The following is a 1,828-nucleotide window of genomic DNA, read 5'->3' on the forward strand; positions in this document are numbered from 1 at the left end:
CTACAAAAAAACTATACCAGCAGTATCGTAGCGTTTTTAAAGTATTTTAACTATAGTGGTCTCAAAATGACTAACGAGCACAGTGATCAATAAACACACATAAAAAAAGACACGCTAATGGTGTCTTTTACTTTACTTATGACTTAAGAAAAAACTTAACTATTTTTATCAGCATTTTTAAAATGAGGACACGCCCTAGCGTTTATCAGTTTTTTTTGTACCGCGTTTCTTAGCTAAAACACTATCTATTTTCGAGTTACCTTTTTTTAAGCTGACTGCTGCTTCAGGTTTAGCCGATAAAGGCTTACTACTAGACGGCTCAACTAAACTCGACTTGTTATCTAAATCAGCTGGCTCAGTTGCAGTAGCATCTGCTGACAAATAACTTCCTGTCGTCAGCTGCATTGTCGCTTGCGTATCTTCTGCTGTGCGGCTGCGTGCTTTATCCAAGCTTGATTCAAACGCACCGCGAATCAGCTGCCAAACAAAGCCGACAAACAAGCCCACGACCAATACCACCATTATGGGCAGCATATTGGCAACGGCACCGGTGAAGTCTTTCATCATAACGGCATAAACCACGCTAATACTAGCCGGTGCAATCACGCTTGGGTCACCAAGTGCACTACCTGGAGCCAATAAAATCGCAAACAACATCATCCAGCTCATGCCGCCCAGCGGACGTGGCAATACACGAGCGACCAGCACCCATAGTACTAGCACTACAATAGCACCACCAAGATAAGCATACATGGGCAAATCGGCGGGCGGAACGTCTTTTACCATCTGACTCCACCAAATCGCAATCTCACCAAGAATATCGCTGATGGTTTCCAGTGGTAAGCTTTTTATAATACCTTTTAACCAGTCCATACGTGTTTAGTTACCTAGATTTATAACCGATGCGACACTACGTGTTTAGCGGTATATGGTACGTGCTGTCATATAGTGAATTCACTTTGAAAACGATACAGTACTATTGGTTATCAAAACTATTGGCTATAAAATTTTTGCCGACTCTGCTACACCTGCGAACAGCAAGCAAAGAAAATTTATAGCAATAGCACACTACGACAACCGTATCGCTTTTGTTTTGAACCGACTATACTAAAATAAGACCGACTACATTATCGACACCAACTGTGTTATCGATATAAGCACTGAAGATATAAGAGGTCGCTAGTTTATCACGATTTTCTCATAAAATGCAGGCGGCCATCTACCAAACTTTTAAACCCATGCCCTAGTTGTAAATACTATCCTGAGCTTCACGAGCGCGCAGTTCTGCTTGGCGGCGCATGACATCTTGCGGTGGCAGTTGCACAAAATACCCTTGCGATTGTAGCTTTGCTAACACCTCTTCTTTATCAACACGGGCAAGGGTCGGTGTGGTTGCCAAATCTAAATGCATGACAAACTTACTACGACCTAAGCCTGCACGAAAATCTTTGGGCAGCACACCAAGCCAATCCTGAATCTCTTCGGTATCATCAGGATAATCAGGGCGCGCAATATAAATATACATATCATCATGTTTGGGAAACTTATAAATATCACAATGCATAAAAACCACCTATCAAAAACTATCCCCATAGATTAGCATATTTTAAACCCATACCAGTAGCGTCTTTACGTTCAGGTATGGTAAATCTCCTTCGATAATTACGGGCTATATAACCGTCACAAAAACCATAGAAACCCCACTCTCAACTTGAAATAAGCAACTCAAACTGAAGAGGCGGGTTACCAAGTTTTTTGTTGAGTACAAAGCATAGATTATGTGACAGAATCTTACGAATCAATCGATGAGACAAATGCCATAAATCTC

The 1,828-nt window shown here is 41.5% G+C and carries 2 protein-coding genes and 1 pseudogene; all 3 read right to left on the minus strand.

All coding sequences use genetic code 11. From position 1 onward, the window contains the following. Positions 1-195: 195 nt before the first annotated feature. Positions 196-873 (minus strand): hypothetical protein, encoded by a 678-nt coding sequence (locus EI161_RS14155; RefSeq protein ID WP_192523229.1) that lies wholly within the window; start codon positions 871-873, stop codon positions 196-198. A 370-nt stretch (positions 874-1,243) separates the two neighbouring features. Then, positions 1,244-1,564, minus strand: coding sequence for a YcgL domain-containing protein (locus EI161_RS14160; protein ID WP_192523228.1), 321 nt, complete (start codon positions 1,562-1,564; stop codon positions 1,244-1,246). Between the two features lie 142 nt (positions 1,565-1,706). Beyond that, positions 1,707-1,828, minus strand: a pseudogene (locus EI161_RS14165) (IS982 family transposase); the annotation flags it as partial.

It is taken from the genome of Psychrobacter sp. FME5 (assembly GCF_014861375.1).
GTDB lineage: Bacteria > Pseudomonadota > Gammaproteobacteria > Pseudomonadales > Moraxellaceae > Psychrobacter.

Bases quoted from the DNA above. Each gene is read 5' to 3' on its own strand.
- EI161_RS14155 (WP_192523229.1), bottom strand. From the start codon at position 873: ATGGACTGGTTAAAAGGTATTATAAAAAGCTTACCACTGGAAACCATC.
- EI161_RS14160 (WP_192523228.1), bottom strand. From the start codon at position 1,564: ATGCATTGTGATATTTATAAGTTTCCCAAACATGATGATATGTATATT.